Origin of the sequence: Streptomyces sp. NPDC049627 (assembly GCF_044465645.1) — a bacterium.
Classification (GTDB): Bacteria; Actinomycetota; Actinomycetes; order Streptomycetales; family Streptomycetaceae; genus Streptomyces.
In genome coordinates this window covers 59145-78813 of the sequence record NZ_JBITLW010000011.1, presented here as the reverse complement: position 1 = coordinate 78813, position 19669 = coordinate 59145, and the positions used below count along the sequence as shown (strand labels likewise).

The 19669-nt window shown below is 71.0% G+C and carries 13 protein-coding genes and 1 pseudogene; 11 read left to right on the top strand and 3 right to left on the bottom strand.

The genetic code is table 11. The annotated features are described in order from the left end of the window. Positions 1-250: 250 nt before the first annotated feature. Positions 251-1681, bottom strand: a complete 1431-nt coding sequence (locus ACIBU0_RS28615) for a glycoside hydrolase family 43 protein (protein ID WP_398824010.1) — start codon at positions 1679-1681, stop codon at positions 251-253. 217 nt (positions 1682-1898) lie between these two features. On the opposite strand from ACIBU0_RS28615, the gene ACIBU0_RS28610 reads away from it, so the two are divergent. The 10 genes and pseudogenes from ACIBU0_RS28610 to ACIBU0_RS28565 all read left to right on the top strand — a co-directional run bounded on the left by ACIBU0_RS28610 (position 1899) and on the right by ACIBU0_RS28565 (position 17527). Beyond that, positions 1899-3497, top strand: coding sequence for a sigma-70 family RNA polymerase sigma factor (locus ACIBU0_RS28610; RefSeq protein WP_398824007.1), 1599 nt, complete (start codon positions 1899-1901; stop codon positions 3495-3497). Between the two features lie 289 nt (positions 3498-3786). Continuing rightward, positions 3787-6018, top strand: a pseudogene (locus ACIBU0_RS28605) (family 43 glycosylhydrolase); the annotation flags it as partial. 128 nt (positions 6019-6146) lie between these two features. Then, a complete protein-coding gene (locus ACIBU0_RS28600) occupies positions 6147-6587 on the top strand; it encodes an Lrp/AsnC family transcriptional regulator (protein WP_398824004.1) in 441 nt (146 codons plus the stop codon). Positions 6588-6638: 51 nt separating this feature from the next. Beyond that, entirely contained in the window at positions 6639-9608 is a 2970-nt protein-coding gene (locus tag ACIBU0_RS28595) for an aminotransferase (RefSeq protein WP_398824001.1), read from the top strand. 147 nt (positions 9609-9755) lie between these two features. After that, positions 9756-10439 carry a TetR/AcrR family transcriptional regulator gene (locus ACIBU0_RS28590; protein ID WP_398823998.1) on the top strand — a complete coding sequence of 228 codons (684 nt, stop codon included), beginning with the start codon at positions 9756-9758 and terminating at the stop codon, positions 10437-10439. Positions 10440-10702: 263 nt separating this feature from the next. Continuing rightward, a complete protein-coding gene (locus ACIBU0_RS28585) occupies positions 10703-12283 on the top strand; it encodes an ABC transporter substrate-binding protein (protein WP_398823995.1) in 1581 nt (526 codons plus the stop codon). A 130-nt stretch (positions 12284-12413) separates the two neighbouring features. Then, the gene (locus ACIBU0_RS28580; RefSeq protein ID WP_398823992.1) at positions 12414-13844 is read left to right on the top strand and encodes an amidase; all 1431 of its coding nucleotides are present in this window, start codon (positions 12414-12416) and stop codon (positions 13842-13844) included. Then, positions 13841-14872 (top strand): ABC transporter permease, encoded by a 1032-nt coding sequence (locus ACIBU0_RS28575; protein WP_398823989.1) that lies wholly within the window; start codon positions 13841-13843, stop codon positions 14870-14872. The genes ACIBU0_RS28580 and ACIBU0_RS28575 overlap by 4 nt, the downstream gene beginning before the upstream one ends. Next, the gene (locus ACIBU0_RS28570; RefSeq protein ID WP_398823986.1) at positions 14862-16703 is read left to right on the top strand and encodes an ATP-binding cassette domain-containing protein; all 1842 of its coding nucleotides are present in this window, start codon (positions 14862-14864) and stop codon (positions 16701-16703) included. The genes ACIBU0_RS28575 and ACIBU0_RS28570 overlap by 11 nt, the downstream gene beginning before the upstream one ends. Next, positions 16703-17527 (top strand): ABC transporter ATP-binding protein, encoded by an 825-nt coding sequence (locus ACIBU0_RS28565; protein WP_398823983.1) that lies wholly within the window; start codon positions 16703-16705, stop codon positions 17525-17527. The genes ACIBU0_RS28570 and ACIBU0_RS28565 overlap by 1 nt, the downstream gene beginning before the upstream one ends. Before the next feature lie 49 nt (positions 17528-17576). On the opposite strand, the gene ACIBU0_RS28560 is transcribed toward ACIBU0_RS28565, so the two are convergent. Further along, complete coding sequence (locus ACIBU0_RS28560; RefSeq protein WP_398823980.1) at positions 17577-18161, bottom strand: hypothetical protein; 585 nt, start codon at positions 18159-18161, stop codon at positions 17577-17579. Between the two features lie 536 nt (positions 18162-18697). Between ACIBU0_RS28560 and ACIBU0_RS28555 the strand changes: the two genes are divergently transcribed. Next, a complete protein-coding gene (locus tag ACIBU0_RS28555) occupies positions 18698-19102 on the top strand; it encodes a hypothetical protein (protein ID WP_398823977.1) in 405 nt (134 codons plus the stop codon). Here the strand turns inward: ACIBU0_RS28555 and ACIBU0_RS28550 are convergent. Further along, a complete protein-coding gene (locus ACIBU0_RS28550; protein ID WP_398823974.1) occupies positions 19071-19559 on the bottom strand; it encodes a bifunctional DNA primase/polymerase in 489 nt (162 codons plus the stop codon). The genes ACIBU0_RS28555 and ACIBU0_RS28550 overlap by 32 nt on opposite strands. Positions 19560-19669: the final 110 nt, after the last annotated feature.

Below are 19669 nucleotides of genomic sequence, written 5' to 3'. Positions count from 1 at the left end.
CCGGGCCGGGAAAGCCCTCCGGCACCCACGTACCGAGCGGCAAGCACCTACGTTTCCGCTTGGCCGGCCGGAGCAGGGGCCCACCCGATCGGGATCGACCTGTCGGAGAAACCGCCCGCCACGGCTCGCGCGATGCAGGCGGACAATCCTCGTCGGCAGGTGCGGTTGTCGTTCCTTGCGTGACGAGGGTGCCGACTGTTCGCAAGGCGACTCCGTCGGCCACCCTCATCGCTGGCATCCCGGCTTCAGGTCAGTTCGTCACACGGAAGGTGGCGTCGCTGCGTCCTGTCGCGGTGGTGATCGGGTCGAGGCGGAGTTGGTACGCGTAGTGGCGGATGTACCGGTCGGGGTGGTTGTACGACTGGAACGAGGACCATGTGGAGTCGGCGAGCCCCGCGACCCTCCGGAAGGTGGCGTCCGCGGCGAACTGGGCCGTGCCGTCGTTGCGGACCAGCTGGAAGTCGTATCCGGAATGCCGCAGGAAGTAGCCGCGGTAGTTCACCGACTCGAAGGAGACGGTGCCGGAGCCCGCCAGACCGGGCCGCAGCCGGAACTGGGCGTCCTGGCCGGTGATGTTCTGGTCGATGCGCACGTCGAAGCTGGCGTGCCGCACGTACCGGTCCTGGAAGTTGTACGACTGGAGCCGGTTGGCCGGGATGTCGCTCCAGCGGGCGAGCACGCGGGACTCCTCGGCGGCCGTCAGGTTCAGGATCGAGCCGTGGCGCTTCTTGGTGACGCCCATGTTGTAGCTTCCCGACGCCGGGAGCTTGTAGGCGCCGGGGGCGGAGGGGTTGGTCGTCGTGACCGGCATGTACCCGCGTCCGGAGGAGTACTGGTCGAGGTAGAGCGCCCACTCGTCGCGGTCGCGGAACTTCATCCACATCGGGCCCTCGACCTGGGCACCGGTCAGGCCGATGCCGGAGAGGTTGCCGAGGTTCGTCCACGTCCCGAGGATCGAGTTGCTGCCTTCGAGGGTGATCTGTCCGTCGCCGGAGGCCCGCACGTAGCGGTAGGTGCCGACGCCGGGGGGCATCTCGACGATCTGGGTGTCGATGATCTCCTGCATGCCGGGGCGCTCGATGTAGATCTGCGGGGTGGTGATGGAGCGGAAGTCCTTGGTGTGGGCGTAGTAGATGCGGTGCTTCTTCACACCGTCGACGGGCTTGTTCGTCGCCCAGTAAAGGACGTAGTCGTTGCCGGCCGGGTCCCAGACCGCTTCCGGGGCCCAGGCGTTGCGTCCGTCGGGGATCGCGCCGGCGACGTCGAGCAGCCACGGCTCGGACCAGTTGATCAGGTCCGTCGACTCCCACACCACGAGGTTGCGGCTGCCGTTGTACACGGCGGCCTCCCAGTTCTGCCCGCAGCTGATGCACAGGTCGGTCGCGATGATCCAGTACTTGTCACCGTCCGGGGATCTCACCAGTGCGGGGTCACGCACCCCCTTCGTGCCGACCGTGGAGCGAAGAGCTACTCCGCCGCCGTTGAGCTCGGTCCAGTTCAGGCCGTCCTTGCTGTACGAGAAGTAGATCTGCTGACCGTTCGACCCCTCCCCGATGAAGTGCGTCATCAGGTAGCCCGGGTCGGCGGCGGCCGCCCGGTCGGGTGCGGCCAGGGATTGGGAGGTGAAGAGCAGGCACGCGGCGACCCATATCGCCGCCAGCCGGGAGAGAAGTGTGCGCATGTCCCTTTCCTGTCTTTCTGCGGGTGCCGGGCTCTGCAACGGCCGGGGCACGGTACGCACGGGAGACGTACCGGCGCGTCGCGCATAACGGAAAGCACGGAACGGACGACGGCGTGGGGCGGCATCCGAGAAGCGACCCACGCATATCCTCCGGATTCGCTCCTGGCACACTGTCGCCCTCGACACATCGGCACGGCGACGGGACGGGTGGGGCGGGGTGCGCTCGCAGGACAGGCAGGAACAGCCGGACGTCGCCCTCGTCATGGCGGCGCGCGCCGGGGACCGGCAGGCCTCGGAACAGCTGATACAGGACTCTCTGCCGTTGGTCTACAACATCGTCGGGCGGGCGCTGGACGGGCACAGCGACGTCGACGACGTGGTCCAGGAGACGATGATGCGGGTCCTGGACGGGTTGCCGGGACTGGAGCAACCGGATCGGTTCCGGTCCTGGCTCGTCGCCATCACCGTGCGCCAGATCCGTGACCGGTGGCGTAGAGGGCGCGCCTGGCTCACCGCGGAGCCCCTGGAGGAGAACACTCACGAAACAGACCCGCAGGCCGACTTCTCCGACCTGGCGATTCTTCGGCTTGCGCTGTCGGGCCAGCGGCGTGAAGCGGTGGAGGCGACCCGCTGGCTGGGGGACGAGGAACGCGAGGTGCTCGCGCTGTGGTGGATGGAGAACGCCGGTGAACTGACCCGCGGCGAGCTCTCGGCGGCCTGCGGCCTGACACCGCAGCACGCGGCGGTCCGAATCCAGCGGGTCAAGGAACGGCTGGAGACGGCGCGCACCGTCGTGCGAGCCGTGACGGCCTCGCCGCGGTGCCCGGACCTGGCCGCCGTGCTCGCCTCGTGGGACGGACGGCCCTCCGCGCTGTGGCGCAAGCGGCTGGCACGCCATGTCCGCGACTGTCCGCAGTGCCTGTTGAGCTCGTCCGACCTGATACCGGCGGAGGGGCTGCTGGCCGGCCTCGCGCTGGTGCCGGTGCCGGTCGGCCTGGCCGGCCTGGTACTGGCCAAGGCGCTGGGAGCGGGCTCGGCCGGGGCGACCGTCGGTACGGGCACGGGCACCGGCACGGGCACGGGCACGGGCACGGGCACGGCGAGCGGTGCAGGCCGTACGGCCCGGATGATCGGCAGGCTGGCCGCCAAGCCCGTGGCGACGGCAGCCGCAGGTGCCGTCACGCTCGCGGCTGCCGGAGTGGCCTGGTACACCGCCACGGGATCGCACGAGCCGGCCCAGCGGCCCCCCGCCGTCGCGGCCCCGCTGTCGCCCGCCGCCTCGTCCGTGCCGCCGCCCCCGAGAACGTCCGCCTCACCGACACCGATCCCGACACCGACATCGACGCCGAAAGAAGCCCCGGCGACGACGGCTGAGGCGCGGTTCTCGGGTCGGCATGCCCTGCGGTCGGTCGACAACCCCGGCGACTACGTGAGCCAGTCCGGCCGGCTCGGCATGCTGGTCCCGGTCGGCGCCACCAGCTCCGCGGCCACCCGGCAGGCAGCCACCTTCACCTTCGTCCCCGGCCTGGCCGACCCCCGCTGCTACTCACTCAGGGACGCCGCGGGCAGGTACCTGCGGCACTACGCCTTCCGTATCCGGCTGGACCCCGACGACCGGTCCGCCCTCTTCCGGAAGGACGCCACGTTCTGCCCCCGTTCCGGTTCCACGGCCGGTTCGGTCTCCCTGGAGTCGTACAACTATCCGGGCCGCTACCTCCGCCATCGGGAGAACCTGCAGTTGTGGCTCGACCCTTCGGAGAACACGGCCGCGTACCGGGCCAGCCGCTCCTTCGTCCTCGTGGCGCCCTGGACCTGACGCTGAACGGCCTTGCTCCACACTTGCTCCGAAGGAAGTTGTTCGACTTGTCGGACATTGTTCGTAAAGTGTTGACGTTGGCTCGCGGCCCCCTCCACACTCACGCAGCGCGATGTCATACGGGCGGCATGTCAGCACCTCCGCCGAGGTGTTGAGCCCCCTCCTCAGGCATGTCTTCGTCACGGGATGTGAACCCATGCACAGCGTGAGCCCTCAGCACCGCCGAAGATTCTGGCCGGGCGCTGCTGCAACCGTGGCCGCCGCCGCCCTCCTGGCTGGTGTCCTCGGTCTGTCAGCATCCGCCCAGGCGGCGGAGATCACCGACGGTCTGGCTCTCTGGTACAAACTCGACGCGACGTCGGGCACCGTGGCGGTGGACGCCTCGGGCAACGGCCGGAACGGAACGGTCAACGGCACCGCGGGCTGGTCGGGCACGGGGGAAGGACTGACGTTCAACGGCTCCGACACCTACATCAAGGTGCCGGACAACATCATGAGCGGGATGAACGCGATCACCGTCGCGATGGACGTGCAGATCGACGCCGCCCAGTCCACGCCGTATTTCCTCTACGGCTTCGGCAACACCAGCAACGGCGCCGGCAACGGGTACCTGTTCACCACCGGCAACACCTTCCGGACCGCCATCGCCTCCGCGGGCTACTCCACCGAGCAGAACACCCGGACCTCCGCCGCGCTGGCGCGCTCTGTCTGGAAGCACGTCACCTACACCCAGACCGGCACCACGGGCGTCCTCTACCAGGACGGCGTGGAGGTGGCCCGCAACACGTCGGTCACCGTCACGCCCGGTTCCATCGGGTCGGGCATCACCACGGCCAACTACATCGGCAAGTCGCTCTACAGCGGTGACAAGCTCTTCAAGGGCCGGATCCGCGACTTCCGGGTCTACAACCGCGCGCTGGCGCCCAGCGAGGTCTTCGAACTCAGCGGGAACACCACGGGTGTCACCGCGGCCACCCATCCCGCGCTGAAGATCGACGCCATCGTCGACGACGCCGACAGCAGGATCACGCTGCCGATGAAGGAGGGCACGGACCTCACCGCGCTCGCCCCGCAGTTCACCCTCGCCCAGGGCGCGTCCATCAGCCCGGCCTCCGGCACGCCGCGCGACTTCACCAAGCCGGTGACGTACGAGGTGACCGGGTCCGACGGTGCGAAGCGCACCTGGACGGTCGAGGCACTGATCATGAAGAGCCCGGTGCTGCCGGGGCTCAACGCCGACCCGAACATCGTCCGCTTCGGCGACACCTTCTACATCTACCCGACCACCGACGGCTTCGCCGGCTGGAGCGGTACGCAGTTCAAGGCGTACTCCTCCAAGGACCTGGTCCACTGGACGGACCACGGCGTCATCCTCGACCTCGGTCCTGACATCAGCTGGACGAACAGCCGCGCGTGGGCCCCGACGACGACCGCGAAGAACGGGAAGTACTACTTCTACTACTCCGCCGACACGAACATCGGTGTCGCGGTCTCCGACTCGCCCACCGGCCCGTTCAAGGATCCTCTGGGCAAGCCACTGATCGCCCGCGGCGCCTACAGCGGCCAGATGATCGACCCTGCGGTGTTCACGGACGACGACGGCCAGTCGTATCTGTACTGGGGCAACGGGCACGCGTACGTGGCGCCCCTGAACGCCGACATGACCTCGATCGACACCTCGAAGGTCAAGGACATCACCCCGAGCGGCTACAACGAGGGCTCCTTCGTCATCAAGCGCAAGGGCACCTACTACTTGATGTGGTCGGAGAACGACACCCGCGACGAGAACTACCGCGTCGCCTACGCCACCGGCCCCTCCCCCACCGGCCCGTGGACCAAGCACGGCGTGATCCTGGAGAAGGACCTCTCCCTCGGCATCAAGGGACCCGGCCACCACTCCGTCGTGCAGATCCCGAACACCGACGACTGGTACATCGCCTACCACCGGTTCGCCATCCCGGGCGGTGACGGCACCCACCGCGAAACCACCATCGACAGAATGGAGTTCGACTCCGACGGCCTCATCAAGAAGGTCGTCCCCACCCTGGCCGGCATCGCCCCGGTCTCCGGCGGCACCGCCCTGCCGACCGACACCAGCCGCTCACTCCGGTCGGTCAACTTCCCCGGCCGCTACGCCGTCGTGCGATCCGACGGCCTCGGCTACCTCGACCCGGTGACGTCCTCCAGCACCACGGCGGTCAAGCAGAGCGCCACCTTCACCGTCGTCCCCGGCCTCGCCGACGGCAGCTGCTACTCGTTCCGTGACTCGTCCGGCCGCTACCTGCGCCACTTCGACTACCGGGTCCGCTTCGACGCGAGCAACGGCACAGCGACCTTCAACAAGGACGCCACGTACTGCGCCCGGCCCGGTGCGGCCACCGGCTCGGTGAGTCTGGAGTCGTACAACTACCCCGGCCGCTACCTCCGCCACTACTACTACGAGCTGCGTATCGACCCCTACCAGGACGACGACACCTTCCGCGCCGACAGTTCCTTCACGGCGGTCGGCCCCTGGGCCTGACCGCAGTCCGCGCTCACCCCGATTCGCTCGATTCAATCGTCCTCACGCTTGATTCGAGCGAATCCATCCGGCATGGTGCTTGAAACAAGCGCAGTGCCTGCCGTTCGTGCAGGAGAGGGAGGTGCCGCATGGACGACATCGACCGGGCGATCCTGCGGGAGCTGCAGGTCGACGGCCGGATTCCTTACGCCGATCTGGGTCCGAAGGTGGGGTTGTCACCCTCGGCCGCGAGGCTGCGGCTGCAGCGGCTGATCGACACCAAGGCGGTCCAGGTCGTCGGAGTGACCGACCCGATGACCCTGGGCCAGCAGGCGATGGCACTCCTGGGCCTGCGCGTCGACGGCGATCCCCGGGCGGTGGCCGATGAACTGTCCCGGCACGACGAGGTCGTGTACACGGTCCTCACGGCCGGCGGCTTCGACCTGTTCGCGGAGGTGGTGTGCCCTCAGCCCCGGGATCTTCTGGACTTCGTCAACGACGTCGTTCGGCCCGTCGAGGGTGTCGCATCCGTGGAGAACTTCCCCTACTTCGCGATTCACACCCACCGCTTCCTGTGGCACGTCGACTGAGGCATCCGAGTGTCCGAGCCCTGTTCGCCCGCACCAGTCGAGGAACCCTGCATGCTGCCCGACGAGCACCGCACGATCGACTTCTTCACCGAGGACGCTCTCCCCGCACCCCGTATGGCGCCGGCCGAGGCCGAGCTCATCGCAGCCGAACACCTCGGCATCACTGCTCGCGCGCAGGCGCTGGGTAGCCAGCAGGACGCCAACTTCCTGCTGCACGCCGACGACGGGACGCCCGCGGCGATTCTGAAGATCGCCAACCCCGCCTTCGGCACGGCGGAGATCGAAGCCCAGGACGCGGCAGCCGACCTGATCGCCACGGCCCGCCCGGAACTGCGCATCGCCACGGTCCTGCGCCACCCTGACGGCTCGCCGCGGCGCACGACGGTGGACACCGAGAAGGGTCGGGCCATCGCGCGCGTGCTGCGCTACCTGCCCGGCGGCACGCTCTCGGGACCACGGCACCTGTCACCCGCCACCGTGGCGGGCATGGGCACGATCGCCGGAAAGGTCAGCACCGCCCTGCGTGACTTCCGGCACTCGGGCCTCGACCGTGTGCTCCAGTGGGACCCGCAGCACGCCGATCGCGTCGTCGCCAAGCTCGCCGGGCACATCGACGAACCCGACCGGCGCACCGCCGTCCGGACCGCGACCGCCGAGGCCTGGGCACATGTCCGGAGGCTCGCCGCCGCGCTGCCGTCGCAGGCCGTGCACCTGGACCTCACCGACGACAATCTGATCCGCTCTCCCGACAGCCGTCCGCCCGTGCCGGACGGGATCATCGACTTCGGTGACGTGACCACGAGTTGGGCGGTCGGCGAACTCGCCGTGTCCCTGTCCTCGATGCTCCACCACGACGGTATCGAGCCTCAGCACGTGCTGCCGGCCGTCCGCGCCTTCCACGCCGTTCGGCCGCTCTCCTCCGAGGAGGCCGAGGCGGTGTGGCCGCTCGTGGTCCTGCGCGCCGCCGTCCTGGTGGCCAGCGGGCGGCACCAGGCCGCCGTCGACGAGGACAACGTCTACGCCAAGGCCGCGCTCGACCGCGAATGGCGCATATTCGAACAGGCCACCTCGCTGCCCCTGCCGGTGATGATGCGCCTCATCGGGGACGCGACCGGCACGGCCGGCGTGCCCGACCGGACCGCGCAGGCCGATGCGCCGGTGCGGCCTCTCCTGCGGGACCTCGTCGCCGACGACATCACGCTCCTCGACCTGTCCACCGACGCCGATTCCATGGACCACGGAGCCTGGACGGACACCGGCACCGAGGCCCGGCTGGTGACCTCCGCCCTCGCGGACGGAGCGGCCGCCGTCGCCACCCGGTACGCCCGGGCGCGCCTCACTCGGACACCGGCGCTGTCGGCGGTGTCCACCGCCACGGTGCCCACCGGAATCGACCTCTGGCTCGGCCGGGATGCCGTGCTGCAGGCGCCCGCCGCGGGGAAGGTCCTCGCCGCGGCGCCGGGCCACGTGGAACTCACCTACGGCACCCAGGTGCTGTCACTGTCCTTCCCCCGCGCGGTCCAGCCCGTCGCCACCACTGGTGCGACGGTGCAGGCGGGCGAGGACGTCACCCACCTCGGCTCCGGTGCCTCGGTCCACGTCGCGCTGCGCGACACCGACGGCCCCGCCGTCCCGCGTCTGGTCCGTCCCGAGTACGCCGCCGGCTGGCTCGCGCTCACCGCCGACCCCGCCCCGCTCCTCGGCCTCCCGGCCGACTCCGGCCGTACGCGCGCGAGGGATCTGCTCGACCGGCGTGACGCCGCGTTCGCCACCGTGCAGGAGCACTACTACGCCAACCCCCCGCGGATCGAGCGTGGTTGGCGCCACCACCTGCTGTCCACCGACGGCCGGTCGTACCTCGACATCGTCAACAACGTCACCCCGTTGGGCCACGCCCACCCCCGCGTCGATCAGGCGGTCTCCCGGCAGTTGCGGCGGCTCAACACCAACTCGCGCTTCCACTACGCCTCCGTGGTGCAGTTCTCCGAGCGCCTCGCCGCCCTCCTCCCCGAGCCTCTGGACACGGTGTTCCTCGTCAACTCCGGTTCGGAAGCGGTGGATCTGGGTCTTCGCCTGGCCATCGGGGCCTCCGGCCGGCCCGACGTCGTCGCACTGCGCGAGGCGTACCACGGCTGGACGTACGCCTCCGACGCGGTCTCCACCTCGCTCCAGGACAACCCCAACGCCCTGGCCACCCGCCCGGACTGGGTGCACACCGTCGACTCGCCCAACTCCTACCGCGGCCGCCATCGCGGGCCGGACGCCGTGCGCTACGCACCCGAGGCCGCAGCGGTGATCGACGAACTGGCCGCTGCCGGCCGCCCGGCGGGAGCGTTCATCGGCGAGACCTTCTACGGCAACGCCGGAGGAGTCGCCCTTCCCGACGGCTATCTCGCCCAGGTGTACGCGGCGGTACGGCGTCACGGCGGCCTCGCCGTCGCCGACGAGGTCCAGGTCGGATACGGCCGCCTGGGACACTGGTTCTGGGGATTCGAGCAGCAGCAGGTCGTCCCCGACATCGTCTGTGTCGCCAAGGCCATGGGCAACGGACACCCCCTCGGCGCCGTCATCACGTCCAAGGCGGTCGCGGACCGGTACCGCGACCAGGGCTACTTCTTCTCCTCCACCGGTGGCAGCCCCGTCTCCAGCATCGTGGGCCTCACCGTCCTGGACACCCTGCGCGACGAGGACCTCCAGGGCAACGCCGCGCGTGTCGGCGGCCATCTGAAAAGCCGGCTGGAGGCACTGGCCGACCGCTACGGCATCATCGGCGCCGTCCACGGCTCGGGCCTCTACCTGGGCCTCGAACTCGTCCGGGACCGCGCCGGGCTGGAACCCGCCACAGAGGAGACCGCCGAACTCTGCGACCGCATGCTCGACCTCGGCGTGATCGTCCAGCCCACCGGGGACCACCTCAACATCCTCAAGATCAAGCCACCGCTGTGCATCGACACCCCCGCAGCCGACTTCTTCGCCGACATGCTCGACCTGGCCCTCGCCCAACTCGGCCACTCCCGCTGAGGCCGCAGGCCCGGGGCCCGGCGCGTTTGCTCGGGCGGACCATGACGCGCGTTACAACATCAGTCGCTTAGGCTGGTTCCTTGCCGCCGGTGAGGAGGCGCAGGCTGCGGCGGTGTTGCCCGCCGTCCGTCCGAGGGAGGCGTTGGCGTGGCAGTGGCCGGAGGGCGGTCGACGAAGCGGCTCCAGCGGGGAACCCTTTCCCAGGGGTTCATCGTGGAGACCGCGCTGCGGATCCTGGACGAGGACGGGCCGGACGCGCTGACCTTCCAGCGACTCGGCAAGGAACTGTCCTCCTCCGCGACCGCGGTCTACCGGCACTTCGCGAGTCGCGACCACATCATGGTCGCCGTCGCGGAAGAGCTCGACAGGATCTCCCTCGAGGGGTACGAGCCGCACGAGTCGTGGACCGAGTCGCTGCGGGACCTGGCGATCCGTGCCTGGAACACCGCGCTGGACCACCCGGCGGCCGCCGCGCTCTGCATGGGGAGAGTCACCCGGGGCGTTCACGAGTTGCGTGCCGTCGACGCCGTCCTGGAAGCGTTCCACCGCGGCGGCTGGCGCGGCCGGGAGGCCGTCCTGCACTACCAGGCGTTCTCGAACTTCATCCTCTCCATGGCGAGCAACAACGCCTGGCGGCTCGTCAACCAGCGGTTCGGCGCCGAGGTGAACTGGGTGCAGGAATACCAGCCGGCGGATCCTGACGCGTACCCCTACGCCGAGGCGGCGAAGGAGCACCTGCGCAGCATCGACATGACCGATGTCTTCCACCGGCAGACGGACATCCTCCTCGCGGCCCTCGAGGCGGAGGCGGCGGCGCTCCCGCGCGACTGACCTGCGTCAGTCCTCGCGGCCACCGCCCAGCGGCGTTCTCGCGCCGGAATCGGCGGCAAGGATGGCGCGCACCCAAAGATAGTGAACGCTATTGACTATGCCGTTCACTTGCCTGCATCCTCTCCACCAAGCGCTCCACGGCTCGCGGCTCAGCGGCGTCCCCCGAGCGCCGCGCGCACCGCCTCCACCCGAACTGCTCGCGCTCGTCCGACCCGAACCCTTGCGACCTGCGCAGAGCGCGACATCCCTCTCCAGGAGCACCCATGCGCCAGACCCGTACCCGCGCGGTCCCCGTGACCGCGGCGGTCGCCATGACGGCCGTACTCGCCGGCTGCACCACCACGGGATCGACGTCCGCAGACCCGGGCGGCGGCGATGCCGCCACCGCGACGAGGATCCGGACGACGATCGACGTGCCGGCAAGTTTCGACCCGGCCAAGGCGCTGTCCCTGCCGGACTACCAGCTCGCCCGGAACAGTTACGACACCCTCGTGCGCAAGGACGACGGCGGGCTCATCGGCGGGCTCGCCACCCGGTGGAAGAGCACGCCGACCTCGGCCACGTTCACCCTGCGCGCCGACGCGACCTGCGCCGACGGGACGCCGATCACGCCGACGGTCGTCAAGGGCTCCCTCGACCGCTACATCGACCCGAAGACGGCGGCGCCCGATCTGCCCACGGTCTTCGGCCCCGGCAACAAGGTGAAAATGACCGCCGACGACGCGGCGCGGACGGTGAAGATCACGCTCGCCAGGCCGTGGGGCGACATGGTCACCGGCCTGTCGGTCGCGAGCACGGGCATCGTCTGCCCGGCGGGACTCAAGGACCTCAAGGCCCTTGCCGCCGGCAAGGCGAAGGGCTCCCAGTCCGGCCCGTACCTGCTTGAGAAGTCCCAGTCCGGCGTGTCGTACGACTACAGGCTTCGCCCGGAGTACAAGGCATGGCCGGCCTGGCGTACGAAGATCCCCGGCAAGGTCGCCACGACGCTGGAGTACCTGGTCTCGCCCGATCCGACGGCGACCGGCAACCTTGTGACCAGCGGTCAGCTCGACATCGGCAAGATCGACGCCTCCGGGATCCCGCGCTTCGACGGCGTGGGCGGCCACAGCGTGAGCATCAGCCGGTTCTCCGACTTCTACCTGCTCTTCAACGAACGACCCGGCACCGTCTTCGCGGACGCCGCCACCCGCCGGGCCGTCGCCCAGGCCGTCGACCGCGCCGCCTTCACCAAGGTCGTCTCGAAGGACACCGGTGAGCCGTCGACGATGTTCGTGCAGAAGGGCATCCCCTGCAACGACCCCGGCACCTCCTTCCTCGTACCGACGGACAAGGCCGCGGCGTCCGCCGTGCTCAAGGGCAAGAAGATCCGCCTCGTCGGCCCCCAGGTCGTCGGGCCCGCCGGTGCCGGAAACCAGTACATCCAGGAGGCGTTGCGGGCCGCGGGCGCGGACGTCACCCTCGCCAACGTCGACGTCGGGGCCTGGGTCGGGACCGTGTTCGGCAAGCCCGACGCCTGGGACCTCACGGTCTTCGCCGACCTCAACTTCCTCGGCAGCCTCGCGAACCCGCTCGCCCACTTCGTGGGTCCGACCGTCCCGGAAGGCGGCGGCAACCTCGGCGCGGTGAAGAACCCTGTGGTGAACGAGGCCTTCGCCCAGGGCGCCGAGGCGACGACCGACAAGGCCCGCTGCGCCGCCTACCAGAAGGCCGCCAAGGCCCTGATCTCGCAGGTGGACGCGGTGCCGTTGGTCAACGACCCGTTCATCTACGCACTGCGCAAGGGATTCAGCGCACAGATGCTGGGCGGCTCGCTCGACGACCCGATCCTGCGCATCACCGGCTGACCGGCAGGCCGCGCGCACGCGGCGGAGACCCGCGCGGCCGGGCCCGACGGTCCGGCACGGAGATGCCCCGCGCGGTTCCGGCGCCCCGCACCCGAGACGACCCTTGCACCTCTCCGACAGGAGTCCCCTGGTGATCGACCCATTCAGCACCGCCCAGCAGATCGCCGACCTCGTGCGCACCAAAGAGGTCAGCCCGGTGGAGGTGGCCGAGACCTACCTCGACCGCATCGAGCGGATCAATCCCGCCGTCAACGCCGTCGTCTGGCTCGACGCCGACGCCGTGCGCGCGGCGGCCGTACGGGCCGAGCGGGCGGTGCTGCGCGGCGATCCGCTCGGCCCGCTGCACGGGGTCCCCGTCCCCATCAAGGACCTCAACTCCCTCGCAGGCCAACCCAACACGATGTCCTCACTGGCGATCCGGGACACCCCGAGGACCGTCACGGACCCCGACGTCCAGCTCCTCCTCGACGCCGGCGCGATCCCCCTCGGCCGGACGAACTCGCCGGAGTTCGGCGCTCTGACCGTCTCCGAGAACGCCCGGCACGGCAAGACGCGCAACCCGTGGAACCCGGCGCACACCTCCGGCGGTTCGAGCGGGGGCGCGTCGGCGGCCGTCGCGGCCGGGCTCGCCCCGGTGGCACACGCCTCCGACGGCGGCGGATCGATCCGGGTCCCGGCGTCCGTCACCGGCCTCGTGGGCCTCAAACCCAGCCGGGGACGCGTGCCCGCGCTCGTGAGGGGCTGGGAACACTCGACGACTGAGGGCGCGATCACCCGCACCGTGCGCGACGCGGCCCTCATGCTCGACGTCATGGGCCGTGCCGACCGGCTCGCCTGGTACAGCGCGCCCGAACCGGGTCGCCCGTACATCGAGGAGGTGGGTGCCGATCCCGGACGGCTGCGGATCGGTCTGCTCCTCGACGCGCCGACCGGGCTGCCGGTCGACGAGGAGTGCCGCACGGCGGCGCTGACGGCCGCGCAGGCACTGCGCGACCTGGGACACGACGTCGTCGACGCCCGCCCGAAGATGTTCTCGTATGAGGCGATCATGGGCTTCACCTGGACGATCATCAGTGCCTCCACCTACGCCATCGAGGTCGACGATCCCGACGCGGTGGACCCCTACATCCGGCGCCGCCGGGAAACCGCCCTGGAGGTCACCGCGGGCGACTACGCACGGACGGCGGCCCGCCTGCAGGCCGAGTCACGCGAGGTGGTCGCCCAGTGGGGCAGGGACTTCGACGTCCTCCTCACCCCGACCACCGCGGTCGTGGCGCCACCGGTCGGCCCCGTGTACGACGAGGCGAACTCCGACCCGGACGGCCCGCGGGCCACCGAGACCCGGATGGTCTCGTTCACCGCGTTCGTCAACATCGCCGGGCTGCCCGCCATCTCGCTGCCCGTCCACACGACCGCGGACGGACTGCCGGTCGGTGCGCAACTCGTCGGCGCCCCCTTCGACGAGGCGACGCTGCTGCGACTGTCGGCCCAGCTCGAACCGCGGTTCCGCTGGCACGAGCGGCACCCGGACGACGCGGCGCTCACGGGGGCGGCGCTGTGAGCGCCGGGTCCGCGGTCCCGACCGGGCCGCTGCCTGCCGCAGCCGTCCGGCGCGTTCCCCGGCTGCGGCTGGGCGGAGGCTGGGCCGGGTTCGCCGTCCGTCGGGCGGGCGGGCTGCTGATGTCCATGCTGCTGCTCGTCCTCGTGACGTTCCTCATCGTGCCCCTGCTGCCCGGGGACCCGGCCCGGGCGATCGCCGGCACCAACTCGTCCCCGGCCACGCTCGCAGCGATACGCGAACGACTGGGCCTCGACGAGCCGATGGCGACGCGGTTCGTCCACTACCTCGGCGACATCGCGTCCGGACGGCTCGGCACCTCGTTCCGGTTCGACACCCCGGTCGCGGACATCGTCGCGACCCGGCTGCCGTACACCGTCCAGCTCGTCATCCCGGCCGTCCTGCTCTCTCTGGTCATCGCCGTCCCGCTGGGCATGACCGTCGGTGTCCTCACCCGTGACGGGCGCCGCCGCCGGCTCGGCGTCGGCTTCGGCACGGTCGCCGGGCTCCTGGCGTCGGCGCCGGTCTACGTCGTCGCGACCCTCCTCATCGTCCTGTTCTCGATCAGCCTCGGGCTGCTGCCGTCCGGCGGCGCCACGACACCGAGCGCGCTCGTCCTGCCGATCGCCGCGCTCTGCATCGGCCCGGCCTTCGCCATCGCCCGGGTCGTCCGGCAGGAGACGGCCTCGGTGCTCGCCCAGGACTACATGAGGACCGCCCGCGGCCACCGCCTGGGAGCCCTGCGCCTCCACCTCCGCCACGCGCTGCCCAACCTGGTGACGAGTGTCCTCACCCTGAGCGGTCTCGTCCTCACGTCCCTGCTCGGCGGGACGATCATCCTGGAGAACGTCTTCACCTACCCCGGGCTGGGCACCGAGGTCGTCCAGGCGATCATCTACAAGGACTATCCGGTGATCCAGGGCATCATCCTCGTCGTCGGCATGCTCGCCCTGCTCGTCAACCTCCTCGTCGACGTCGTCCTCGGGATCGTCGACCCCCGCACTCTTGAGGGAGGTCGTCGTGGCCACTGACGCGACCGTGCGCCGACGGCGCCGCAACCCGTCGCTGCTGTCCGGCGCCGTGATCGTCGGACTGCTCCTCGTCGTGGCCCTCGTGGCCCCGCCGCTGCTGAGCGGCTCCGCCGAGACCCTCACCGGGGACGCCCGGCTCGGGCCCGGTGCCGGGCACCTCCTCGGCACCGACGCCTTCGGCCGGGACGTCCTCGCCCGGGCCCTCGTCGCGACCCGGCTCACCTTGCTCATGGCCGCCGCCGCCACCGCCGCCTCGTTCGTCGTCGGCGTCGCGATCGGCACGCTGGTCCACCTGGCCCCCGGGTGGCTGCGCGAGACCTGTCTGCGGCTCATCGACTCGGCGGTGGCCTTCCCCTCGCTCGTGCTCGCCCTCGTCATCGCGGCGGTGCTCGGACCGGGCACGGTGCCCGCGATCGTCGCGATCGCCGTCGCCGGCGTCCCCGGGTTCGCGCGGCTGACGGCGAATCTCGCCGCGACCGTCGCCGACAAGGACTACGTCCTCACCGCGCGCCTGCTCGGCGTCCCCGGCCTGCGCATCCTGGGCCGGCACGTCCTGCCGAACATCAGCGGGCCGCTGCTGGTGCTCCTCAGTTCCAGCTTCACCCTGTCCCTGCTCGACATCAGCAGCCTGTCGTTCGTCGGCCTCGGTGTGCAGAACCCGCAGTACGACTGGGGTCGGCTGCTCAACGAGGCGCTGCCCTCGATCTTCGCCCAGCCGTCGGTCGTCCTCGCCCCGTCGATCATGCTCATCGTCACCGGTGTGGGCGCCATGCTCCTCGGAGACGGCGTGGCCTCGCTCGTCGACCCGCGAACCCGCGGCACGGCGCCCGCATCGACCGGGACGGCGGACGCGGCGGGACCGGCCGACCCGGCACAGGCCCCTCGGGCACTTCAGGCGCCTGGCGGTGCGGGGACAGCAGCCGACACGGAGACGGACGGCCTGCTGACCGTCGCCGGGCTGACCGTGCGGGCCGGCGACCGGACACTCGTCGACGACGTGTCGTTCACCATCGGGGCCGGCCAGATCGTCGGCCTGGTCGGGGAGTCGGGCTCGGGCAAGTCCACCATCGCCATGGCGGTCGCGGGTCTGCTCCCCGAGGGCGTGCGGGCGAACGCGTCGCGCCTCGCCCTCGGCGACCTCGACCTGCTCGGAACACCGCCGGAGCGACGCCTCGCGACCGAGATCGGCATCGTCTACCAGGACCCGATCGGCACGTTCAACCCCGCGCTGAAACTCGGCACCCAGCTCACCGAGGTGGCCAGGGTGCATCTGCGGACGCCCCGCCGCCGGGCCGCGCAGGACATGGTCCGCGCCCTCGCCGACATCCACGTCACCGAGCCCGAGCGGCGGCTGCGCCAGCACCCGCACGAGCTGAGCGGCGGCATGCTCCAGCGCGCCTCGATCGCCTCCGCGATGACGACGAACCCGCGGCTGCTCATCGCCGACGAACCGACGACGGCCCTCGACGTCACCGTCCAGGCGGAGGTGCTGCGGCAGTTCCGGCGCATCAACCGCGAGCACGACACGGCCATGCTGTTCATCTCGCACGACATCGGCGTGGTCGGCGTGCTCTGCGACACCGTCCTGGTGCTGCACGGCGGCCGGGTCGTCGACCGGACGACGGGCGGCGACCTGCGCCGCGGGACGGTCACCCACCCGTACACCCGCGCGCTGCTCGCGGCGACACCCGCCGCGGTCGAGGCCGGTGGAACCCTCAGCGCGGTCCGGTGGACGGCCGACGCGCACGCGGCGCAGCCGAACGGGACGCCGCCGGACGACCTTTCCGACAAAGCCGCGGACCGCCCCCCGGCCGCGGAAGGGAGCCGCTGATGTCCGCCACAGCCAACGCACCGTCCCCGCAGGCGGCAGGCCCGCTGCTGCGCGTCGAGGACCTCACCGTCGACCTCGGCCACGGCGCCGCGGCCCGCAGGGTGCTCAAGGGAGTCTCGTTCGACATCCCCCGGGGCAGCACTCTCGCACTCGTCGGCGAGTCCGGGTCGGGCAAGACGACGCTGGCGCGGACACTCGTCGGCGTCCACAGGCCGTCGAGCGGCCGGATCCTCGTGGACGGCGCCCCGCTGCGCACTTCGCGCGGACGGGCGGGAGCGGCGACGGTCCAGATGATTCCGCAGGACCCGTACTCCTCGTTCGACCCGCGGCGCACCGTCGCCCAGTCGCTCGCCGAGGCACTCGATCCGATCCGGGCCAGGGTCAAACCGGTCCGGACCCGGATCGCCGAGCTGCTCAGTCAGGTGAGCCTCGACCCGGACACCATGGACCGCTACCCGCACGAGTTCTCCGGCGGCCAACGGCAGCGGCTGGCGATCGCACGGGCCCTGGCACCACGTCCCCGGTTCGTCATCGCCGACGAGATCACCTCGGCCCTCGACCTGACGACCCAGGCCGAGATCCTCAACCTGCTCGCCGATCTGCGCCGCCGGCTCTCGCTGACGATGCTGTTCATCTCGCACGACCTGGCCGTCGTCCGGCACGTCAGCGACACGGTCGCGGTCCTGCTGCACGGGGACCTCGTCGAGCTCGGCCCGACGGCAGCCACCTTCGCCGAGCCGAGCCATCCGTACACCGCTCAACTCCTCGCGTCCGTCCCGGGCGACCCGAGGTTCCGCCTCGACGACGAGCCCGTCACGAGGTGAACCGACCGGACGCGGTGCGGCTTCCAGCCCGCCGACCGGCCCATGCCGGTCAGGGCCGTACGAATCCCGGTACGGCGCACTGACGGACCCTCTGCGGACCATCGACCTGCGCGCCGGCCTGTCCGTCGGCCTGTCCGTCGTCCGGCGCCGTCCGGCTGTGCGCCGTGGGTGCGGGGTGGCCCTGGAGGCGGGACAGTTCGTCCGCGCAGCGCTGCAGGGCCACTTCCAGGACCTCGGGCATGGTCAGGGTGCCGCTGCCGTCCGGCGGGACGAGCCAGCGCAGCGCGCCCCAGCGGCAGTGCGGGGCGGGCGCGCTGATCCACGTTCCCGCGCCCAGCAGGCGTACGCCGGTGCCGATCCAGACGGTCTGCGGCTCCGGGGGCAGTAAGAAACCCACGTGGCGGCGCCGGGCATCCAGCAGGCAGGGGCCCGGCTCCAGCAGCGGCAGCTCGTCCAGGAGATCGGCGACGCGCAGCCCGAGCTGTTCCGGCACGATCAGCACGTCCCAGAACCGTCCGGCCGCGAGGAGCGCGACCCCGGTGATGCCGTTCTGCCACTCCTCCTTGCAGGCGCCGGGGTCTTCCGACGCCGCAGCCAGCCACTCCATGGACTTCGTCCACTCCATGAGCGCCATGAAAAGCCTCCCGATGACCGGTGGAGCCTTGGTGCATTGACCGGTGGAGCCTTAGTGCACCCGCTGCCGGGTGATGCGGCCATACGTCGGGAGTCCAATTCCCCGTATGGGGCGAGCGCCCGCGCACCAAACAGGCAGATAGCAGGGCGCGCGCCCCTGAGCCGACGGAGCACGCCGGGGCGCCGCCCGCCGCGTGCCGGGTCAGGGGGCCGGCCTCACCAGTCGTCGTACTCGGCGCCCGAGACGTACGGGTCATGCCGGCGGCCCGGTGACCCGGACGGCCGTGCGGCCGACGGGAGGCTCGCCTCGTGCAAGGCGGCGCACCACGGGCAGTCGGGGGTGTCGTCGGCGTCGTCGCGGATGCCGGAGAAGAAGGGAATGTGCTGTGGGCCGTCGATGGAAGCAACTCCTGTCTTGATCGTGGGCGGACGGTGTGGCGCACGGCCACGCCTCCATCCGGGGGATGCGCTCACCCGACTGGGTGGTAGCGGCGGCGGCCGGCGTACCACCGGCGCACACCTCCGCGTTGCCCGGGCATGAACAGCTCTGAGACTGCGCGGCGCGTCCTCGGAGGCGATGCCGCACCCGTGACGTACGTCGTACCGGTCACCGGCGTTCGGGGCCAGCCGTCGATCTATGCGGCGCTGGTCGCCGAGTGGCAGGCCCACGGCCGTGCCGTGCCACGGCGCCGCGACACCTGGTGGGACTCCGTTGCCGTGGCCGACGGCCCGGGGCGGGCCGTCACCTCCTGGGCGGTCGGCCGGTGGACGGGCCTGGCCAGGGCTCTTGAGGCCGCACCGGTGGACGAGGGGTCCGTCGAGGCCACCGAGCGCGTACCGGCCGTCGTCGTTCCCCGTGGCCTTCCCGGGCCCTTGAGCCTGTGGGAGTGGAGCGGCAGCAGCGGGCGCGTCAGCGTCTCCGTTCCGCCGACAACCGACTGACGCGCGCCGGGGCGGCAGCGGTGCCGCCGGCCTCGCGCAGCGCCAGCTCCACGATGTCCGGGTTGTACAGCGCGCCGGTACCGTCGGGCGGCAGCAGCCACTCCAGGCGCCATCCGGCGGAACGGTGCGGCGGCGGTACGGCGACCCAGGCCCCCCTGCCGACATGGCGTACGCCGGGCCCGACCCACTCGGTCGCCGGATCGGGCGGCAGGAAGAAACCGACTCTGCGCGCCCCGCAGTTCACCAGGACAGGGCCGGTCGCCCGCAGCCGGGCCCGTCTCAGGAGGTCCAGGGCGCTCAGTCCGAGGTGCTCGGGGACACTGAGCACGTCCCAGAGCCGTCCGGCTTCCAGGAGCACCGCGTCCGCGCCCTGGTCCCACTGCTGTTTGCACGTCCGAGGATCCGTGGCAGCCGCGGCGAGCCACTCGACGGCCTGCTTCCCCATGGTGCGCTGCATGTCCTACCCCCAGCACTCTCGGCCCCGCCGTCCCGTTCGGGGTCATTCATGCTGGTGGATATTTCTATGTCCCGGAAGGGGTGGCGCAGTGTGGCGCGGGCTGGCGATTT

What these genes read in the sequence shown, in the direction of transcription:
- ACIBU0_RS28615 (WP_398824010.1), bottom strand. Translation starts at nt 1,681, where the DNA reads ATGCGCACACTTCTCTCCCGGCTGGCGGCGATATGGGTCGCCGCGTGC.
- ACIBU0_RS28585 (WP_398823995.1), top strand. Translation starts at nt 10,703, where the DNA reads ATGCGCCAGACCCGTACCCGCGCGGTCCCCGTGACCGCGGCGGTCGCC.
- ACIBU0_RS28560 (WP_398823980.1), bottom strand. Translation starts at nt 18,161, where the DNA reads ATGGCGCTCATGGAGTGGACGAAGTCCATGGAGTGGCTGGCTGCGGCG.
- ACIBU0_RS28550 (WP_398823974.1), bottom strand. Translation starts at nt 19,559, where the DNA reads ATGCAGCGCACCATGGGGAAGCAGGCCGTCGAGTGGCTCGCCGCGGCT.
- ACIBU0_RS28600 (WP_398824004.1), top strand. Translation starts at nt 6,147, where the DNA reads ATGGACGACATCGACCGGGCGATCCTGCGGGAGCTGCAGGTCGACGGC.
- ACIBU0_RS28595 (WP_398824001.1), top strand. Translation starts at nt 6,639, where the DNA reads ATGCTGCCCGACGAGCACCGCACGATCGACTTCTTCACCGAGGACGCT.
- ACIBU0_RS28565 (WP_398823983.1), top strand. Translation starts at nt 16,703, where the DNA reads ATGTCCGCCACAGCCAACGCACCGTCCCCGCAGGCGGCAGGCCCGCTG.
- ACIBU0_RS28555 (WP_398823977.1), top strand. Translation starts at nt 18,698, where the DNA reads ATGAACAGCTCTGAGACTGCGCGGCGCGTCCTCGGAGGCGATGCCGCA.